The sequence below is a fragment of the Bacteroides intestinalis genome, from assembly GCF_003464595.1.
Taxonomy (GTDB): Bacteria; Bacteroidota; Bacteroidia; order Bacteroidales; family Bacteroidaceae; genus Bacteroides; species Bacteroides intestinalis_A.
Genome location: NZ_QRZF01000025.1, coordinates 54,445 through 60,899, shown reverse-complemented (window position 1 = coordinate 60,899; position 6,455 = coordinate 54,445). Strand labels below are relative to the sequence as shown.

Genomic DNA, 6,455 nt, shown 5'->3' with positions numbered 1-6,455 from the left:
CTTGTGTTCTTTCTTTTTCATTAAACTACTTTTTAAAATTAGACTTAAATTAACAAGGGATTTCACCTAAGATTCTTTTTGAGTTGTTCATAATAGATTGTTTTTACATAATATCAATACATCATTTTTAAAGTTATACATTGTTGTTTTCCATATCGCAAACAAACAACAATTTTCCCAAACGAGATTTAAAGATTGTATCAAATACTATCAATTATATCTCAAAGTGTTATAGACTGTAAACGGAAAAATTGGATAATATCCTATTATACAACGCATTACCAAGCACTACGATTTTACAACACCAAATTACAAGCTAATTCCTGCTTATTTAGTCAGTATTCGCAAATCCATATTCTTATGACGAGCCATCAGTTGTGCTATATAAAGTGAACGGGGGAAGACATTCTTTTCATTCTGTCCTTCCCAAACACCATCCGGACGATCGATAAAAACTCCCGGATATTTTTCACCCTTCATACCAAAGTTATAATTATATCCTGATGTCCAAGGACTCTGTACAGCAGCACGTTTCACACGACAGTTCCAAAGCACCTGAGTTACTCCAGCCCAGCCATGTCCACTTCCCATTTTACCACGATCCTGCACATTGATTTCTCCATCGGTAATCACATTATCATAAAGGGTTCCAACTGCCCAGCGATGGTGAGGACCTATATCTGCATAAGTTTGCGAAGCCGTACAATTATAAAATACATTGGGACCACATACACGTGCACCCGTCACATAATCATGACGCCCCTCTGTACTCTGACAGTTCATAAACAGATTTTGCTGTCCCCAATTATTAAAAGAATATCGCAGTCCACCGGTTATCAGAGATTTTGTTTCCAGGCAACGGCAATCCGTCACAGTTACATTCTTCGCATTGCGTTCACAACTTACCGCTGAATACCCGAAATAGCGACAAGTCAGATTACGCGCCCAGCAGTTTTCCACTTTATCGAACTGAACGCCAATCCAACCATGCTCGTTATCCTCATAATGTTCAAATTCAGATTCCAAACACATATTAGTCACCCCGACTTCACTGATACGACCGTCAAATGTATACTTAAATACTTCACCGCCGCCATATTTCTCTTCCATTTGCATTACTACCGGATTATCAATATAAATACGGTTACCTTCTACTTTTACAATTTCACGTTCGAAAGAAAGATTATATTCCCGTGCAGTCCATTGGCGGGTTCCCTGGCGTTCAACGATCTGATCCATCTTAATATCATGTATCCAATTCTCTGTTCCCGGACGATAAACAATGATACGATCACCCACTTTAAAATTTGCAGCAGAAGAAACCTGAAAAGAGTGTGTTCCCACTGGTACAAAAGCATCCGTAATCTTCACCCTTGTTCCGGATACTTCCTCCATTCTACCATTACCAGATACTTCTATCAATGAAAAACGCTGCTTACCGATAGCCAATAAACGGGTTTCATTCACATTATCTCCTTCTCCGGTCAAAACAACTCCACTTGCATTTATATGAATCGTTCCATGAACATGATACACTCCCCGTTTTAGCAGAACCGTTCCACGGTGTCCGTCTTTATCCGGTTGCATACGAGACACTTCATCTATTGCATCCTGAATTCTCTGACGACTATCCCCTTTTTCCACAGGATATACAGTTTTTGTTACCGGATACTCAGGGATTGATTTATCACCATGATGATAACCAACCCGACTAAAATCCGGTATTGTATTTCCCTGTTTATCGGGATAATAAGCTAACTCCCCTTCCGGAGTAATTTTCACATAGCTGGATTGCCAGCCCGGAGGTAATTTGGTCTGGGCAGATACACTCACACAAAGTGTTATCGCCAATATACCTCCCACAAGTTTCTTTACACGATTCATTCTATTCTCAATTATTAGTTTGTATATAAATTCAGTTCAACCTTCTCACCCGCCACAGTCGGTATCTGCAGATATTCTCCATAAAGTATGTCCGATTTTCCATTTTCCCGGATAACTTGCACAGGGTGTCCTTTCCATGGGTTCTCTATTTTACAGACACGTCCTTTCTCACTAACCAGAGTTACTCCCTGAATTAGTCCTTCTTTCAAAGTAGAAGTAACCAAAAACGCACCATAAGCTCTCAGATTTTCAAAAGATGCATCCTTCTTATGATTCCAATTGGGGAAAACACGAATAACACCCTCATAACTTTGTAGCAGCATCTCATTAATAGTAAGAGGAACAGCGGCCAAAGTTTCAATGCCTCCCCCACCTTGCACAATCCAGGAATTGGGATATACATCCATCTCAATCCGTTTCTTCAAATAAGATAGAATCTTATCCGAGGGATACCCCACACGTACAGCTCCGGGATAACAGGTTTCAATTCCATTATTAGATGTATTTCCCCAATCATTCGGATCACGTTGCTTTTCCGTCCAATGTGCCACATCTTCCAGCAAGATAGTATTGAAAGCCGCATCTGTCATGGGCCCCACAACACCAGCAGGGAGAATCAAACCATGAATAGATACCCTGTTCAGCCCCGATGGACGCACTTCTTTATCCTGAGGTCCCTTCTCCATATTCTTCAAACTTTGACGTCCGTCTTCTGTAATACCTAATGGGTATTCACTCAGTTTCTCCAAAATATCCTGCCAACGGGATTGCCGTGTCTTATCAATGGAAAGGAAATCACTCATATCCATCACACCCTGAAACAGCATACGAACCAAACCCAACGAAAGAGTTGAATTAAAATCACCTAACCGATTACGCCAGACACCTCCATTACGTTTATTGGGCATAACCTCGTTGAAATGATCCATACGAATGACATAACGTCCATCCTCTAAAGAGAGATAATCTTCCCAAAAATCCGCACAGGCCAGAAGATACGGATATACTTTACAGGCATACGCCTCATCATACGTACTGTAATATCGCATCAACATATTTCCAACACTAAACACCGCATTGATTTTCTGTCCCAGAAACTTATAACCACCATCAATTGTATTTTCACGGGTCGAATACTTTTCCTGCATTTCTTCAGGAGTTAACGGCCACATAGCTGTACATAAACCTTTAGGACCGATACCCACCGGATAATAGATACCCTTGCAATTCAGCAATTCCTGTGCATGCTTCCGTCCAGCCTCCATATAATCTAATATAGGCTGATCAAAATTATCTGTCAGACTAATATGATTGGAAGAAAATGACGCCCAGTAAGGTGCCTGATAATTATAATTCAGATGATAATCACCTCCCCATGCCGCTTCGTCACGCGTAACAAATGGTCCCCAGATACCTGGTGCAAACTTGCCCTCACGGGAAGAACAAGCAAACAAATATTGCGACTGATAGTAATACTTTTCAAAATAACTATCACCTATATTAATATGAGACTGTTTCCAAAAATGATTCCACCAGGAATGATGTTCTTTCCGTAAATGCTCAACACCCGCTTCCGTTACTTTCTCTGCTTCTGTAATTGCTTTGTTTTTCCAATCCGGTGTATCATGATTCGTATAAACAGATATAACCAATTGTACTTTCTTTCCGGGAATCAAGGAGAATTCATCAGAATTTGAGTTTAAAGCCAATGCCACATGAGTAGGCCAACGCAGCAATTCCGTATTTTCAAATGAACGACTTACCCACATTACTTTATCTTTGCCTCCCGCAGTAGTCGAAGTATTACCTTCCGCAGCCCATAAACGCAAATGGGCAGTAACGGCTTTGTCCGATTGCAATTCTATGATAATCTTATTATCCGTTGCAGCAACCCATGCAGACAAATTCAACTGACAATGAGGAGTAGTGAATTTAGTTCTGATTTCAGCTGATCCGGGCAATTGTTCCGCATAGTAAGTAGCTCCTTGCAGTTCTTTTATCTCAATATCCAGTCCGCCCGGGAGCGCAATACCTCCCGGATAAACAGGATAAGCCCTCCAAAAATCATTTTTACCAATATAAAAACAGAGTTTATCAGGAGTACCTCCCATTGTGATACCGATATCTCCATTACCGGCTAAAGGAGCATCCGGAGTTTTGGTAGTGGGAACATGCTGTGGGGATGAAGTAAAGACGGCTTTATAATTATCAATGGCAAACTGAGCTTTCACCCCAATAGTGCTCAGCAATGCTACGCCCAAAATAAAAGCCTTGTGTGTATTCATAGTCTATAATCATTTATCTAAAACAAAAATAGACGTATCTTACCAACAAGGCTTGCAATATTATTTCAATCGTTTGGAGAAATGGCTCAAAATGCGTTTTTTAACGCATTAACCCACTATAGAAGTTGTTTTCCCTTTCTCTTTTCCTTCGGGAAGAGAAAGACGCACCTTTTTATGATTCAACTCAAGTTCTGCAACATTTCTCTGTTGAGTCGGATCGGCATAGTTTATTATGTACCGACCGGATTCATTTTTCCGTATCATATAAATTCCGGGAGTTTGAATATTCAATATAAAATCCGTACTTACAGTTAATTGTACCGGCTGATAAGCGGCCACCCAACAAGTAGTATTTCCTTCACTATAGACAGCTTGAGCAGTAGCATCATTACGAAGTATTTGTATATCCGATAAATTAAAAGCAGCCACATTTTCCTTGTCCATTCCGGGTAATATCAAATATTGATATGTACCTTGTTTAGGTGCAACACCATGCGTCAAATAGATGGCAGTCACCTCTCCATGTGTTTTTTCCGGGTGATACATTTGCATCACATCATACCATGATCCCGTACGTTCTGCTGTTTCAGCTACAACTTCATGAGTATTGCCCCATACAATATATCCCGTATTATTATGAAAATAGCGTTGTTCCTTTCCCTTAGCAGATTGCTTTGTATTCACAACATTCCATCGTGCATTTTCCCAGGAAAGCAGTTCCCCATTTTTATGGCATTGCTCTATAGAAGTGGTAACAATAAGATTACTATCTGCTTGTATACCAGCTCCCAAACAAAGAATAAAGTCATCCGTACAAACCCATGCTTTATGAGCCTTCACTCCGGCACGATCTAACTCCATAACAGTCATACCTTGTTTTCCATCCGAAACAGCTCCTACAAAAGTTCCTTTATTACGAGGCTGATAACTTTTAATCAGAGGCATAGGTGCATTATCTTCAAAAGCTGTTACTCCCGGTAACTTCCGCCAGTCCCAAAGAGGAAAAATATCCAGATACTCTTTACCATCTTTATAAATATAAGTAGCTCCATCTGCCATATAATACCCTTTCATATTATCGCCATTCATCATTTCCGTACCGATAATACGGTCAGAAGCCATTTTTATAGACGCCATCCAGGAAGGACGACGATGAATTGTATAATCCGACTGCCAGAAATGCTTATGTCCCGTAAGTACATTCACCGCAGGCGCAGGATAATTATCACGAAGCAGAGCTGTTGCCACAGCCATGCACTCATCTGATTCACCTCCACCTAACTCCGAGGTTGCAAATGCAAGACTCAGTGCTTTATGTACGGGAGCATGATGAAACAGTTGACGTCCCAAAGCATTCACATCCATCATTCCTTTCCAGATTACCCAACGATATCCCTTATCAATCAGTGTACTCAGAATACTCAACTGTTTATCATCAAATGCTAACGACGTCCCTGAAAATAATCCGGAGAAGAAACTCATTCCGGATACGAACGAAAGCCCATAATTACCAAACTGCTGCTGAGCGCCATGCTGGTGGAAGCACCAATCGTCTTTTATACCTTCTGCTCCACCCGTGACTATTTCAGATGCAATGGTATCACGCGCCATCTTTACCAACTCATAATCATTCTGTAATAATGCACGCATCATCACATTTCCGGCAAGCCATACCTTATTCTGTCCGGTCATCCCAAACTTAGCATTCTCCATTACAGTTATAGCGTTCTGTTTCTCCACAGGGGTCAATTGCTTCTCAAACAAGATAAAAACCGTGCCGAGTGTTTTAGGAATACCTATTTGATTATACCACCAGTTCAAACATACCGGTTTAGCAGTAAACCAATAATTCAAAGCTTTATGAATAACCGCTTCCACCTCCGAAGAACGATAGTAGGAAGTCTGATCGGAGTTATAGAGCTTTACCAGCTCCAGAATACGTTCCGCATGAATTTTAGGCTCCCAGCCGGAACGCTTTTTGTCATCGTAATTAATATCCGGCCATGTTCCGGCTTCCGTGAAAGAAGACAGATAAGTTTCTACTTTCTTTAAATCAAAAGGATATCGCTGATGCAACTCTACCACAACCTGATCCGAAATCTCTGTTTCCGGTTGAATAGACGAAAGGATGGACAATAAACCAAACGGATCTTTACCGGAAGGAACCAACATTCGGGCATAATTTTGCTTGATACGCACCAACTCATCCACACCACTTGCCTGTACAGTAACAGATACAAGTAATACACTAATTATAATCAGATTACGCAAAATTCTCATTCCTGT

3 protein-coding genes are annotated in these 6,455 nt (G+C 40.7%); all 3 read right to left on the bottom strand.

Annotation, left to right across the window (positions count from 1 at the left end; all coding sequences use genetic code 11):
- Nucleotides 1–327: 327 nt before the first annotated feature.
- The 3 genes from DWW10_RS22990 to DWW10_RS22980 all read right to left on the bottom strand — a co-directional run bounded on the left by DWW10_RS22990 (nt 328) and on the right by DWW10_RS22980 (nt 6,449).
- Nucleotides 328–1,884, bottom strand: coding sequence for a hypothetical protein (locus DWW10_RS22990; protein WP_118422340.1), 1,557 nt, complete (start codon nt 1,882–1,884; stop codon nt 328–330).
- A 14-nt stretch (nt 1,885–1,898) separates the two neighbouring features.
- The gene (locus DWW10_RS22985) at nt 1,899–4,169 is read right to left on the bottom strand and encodes a glycosyl hydrolase family 95 catalytic domain-containing protein (RefSeq protein ID WP_118422341.1); all 2,271 of its coding nucleotides are present in this window, start codon (nt 4,167–4,169) and stop codon (nt 1,899–1,901) included.
- Nucleotides 4,170–4,277: 108 nt separating this feature from the next.
- A complete protein-coding gene (locus tag DWW10_RS22980; protein ID WP_118422342.1) occupies nt 4,278–6,449 on the bottom strand; it encodes a polysaccharide lyase 8 family protein in 2,172 nt (723 codons plus the stop codon).
- Nucleotides 6,450–6,455 lie beyond the last annotated feature (6 nt).

Excerpts from the sequence above, each read along its gene's own strand:
- DWW10_RS22980 (WP_118422342.1), bottom strand. The coding sequence starts at position 6,449 with ATGAGAATTTTGCGTAATCTGATTATAATTAGTGTATTACTTGTATCT.
- DWW10_RS22990 (WP_118422340.1), bottom strand. The coding sequence starts at position 1,884 with ATGAATCGTGTAAAGAAACTTGTGGGAGGTATATTGGCGATAACACTT.
- DWW10_RS22985 (WP_118422341.1), bottom strand. The coding sequence starts at position 4,169 with ATGAATACACACAAGGCTTTTATTTTGGGCGTAGCATTGCTGAGCACT.